Annotated in this window: 1 protein-coding gene; it reads right to left on the bottom strand. The window is 76.1% G+C overall.

Annotated elements, in window-relative coordinates; all coding sequences use genetic code 11:
• Positions 1-372: 372 nt before the first annotated feature.
• The coding region (locus tag VR44_RS36705) for a translation factor GTPase family protein (protein WP_045952001.1) at positions 373-1,161 on the bottom strand (789 nt) is incomplete at its 5' end.

Here is a 1,161-nt window from a genome sequence, read left to right as displayed (position 1 = left end):
GGCCGAACCCAGGGCCGGATCAGGGACCACGGCCAGGCCGGGGGCCGGGTTCATGGTCTGGCCGGGGGCCGAGCCCGGGGCCGGGTCAGGGGCAGGGCCCGGGGCCGCGGCCGCAGGCGGGTTGGCCGGGGCCGGGGCCGGGTGTGGGGTCGGTTCTGCGGCGTCGTCGTGGTCGCTGTCTTTGTGCTGCCCTGTCGTACCGTGCCGCCCCATGCCGGGCCTCCGCCTTCCCCCGTCCGAAAGTATCTCGATGTCGAGATACCAGGCGGTAGCCTGCCCCCTCATCTATCTCGACGTCAAGATAATTCGAGCGCGGTCAGGGCACCCCGCCCCGCCCCGCTGTAGGGGGCGGGGCGGAGCGGGGGCCGGTGGCTAGCGCGGCAGGAGGTTCGAGGCCACCCCCGCCGGGACCGGGGCCAGGCCCGCCGGGCGGGTGGTGAAGGTGCCCCGGCCCTGGGTGCGGCCGCGCAGCCGGGACGCGTAGCCGAACAGCTCGGCCAGCGGCACCGTCGCCGTCACCACCGCCGTCCCGGCCCGGGCGGCCGAGCCCGTGACCCGGCCGCGCCGGGCGGCGAGGTCGCCGAGGACCGCGCCGACGGACCCCTCCGGTACGGTCACCGTCACCTCCGCGACCGGCTCCAGCAGCTCCAGCGCGCTCGCGCGCAGCGCTTCCCGCAGGGCGAACCGGCCGGCCGCGCGGAAGGCGAGCTCCGAGGAGTCCTTGGAGTGGGTCGCCCCGTCGGTGAGGACGACCCGCAGCCCGGTCACCGGGTGCCCGCCGAGGGGACCCTCGGCGAGGGCGTCCCGGCAGCCGGCCTCCACGGCCCGCGCGTACTCCTGCGGGACCCTGCCGCCGACGACCGTCGAACGGAACTCGAAGCCCGGCTCGCCCAGCGGCTCGACGTCGATCACCACATGGGCGAACTGGCCCGCGCCGCCGTCCTGTTTGACGTGCCGGAAGACCAGTCCGGTGACCCCGTCGACCACGGTCTCCCGGTAGGAGACCTGCGGCCGGCCCACGACGACCTCCACCCCCTGGTCCCGGCGGATCTTCTCCACCGCGACCTCCAGATGGAGCTCGCCCAGCCCCGACAGCACGGTCTGCCCGGTCTCCGCGTCCGTCCGGACCACCAGCGAGGGGTCCTCCTCGGCGATCCGGGC

Origin of the sequence: Streptomyces katrae, from assembly GCF_000966975.1 — a bacterium.
In the GTDB taxonomy this organism is placed as follows: Bacteria; Actinomycetota; Actinomycetes; order Streptomycetales; family Streptomycetaceae; genus Streptomyces; species Streptomyces katrae.
This window is presented reverse-complemented; position numbering and strand designations above follow the sequence as displayed.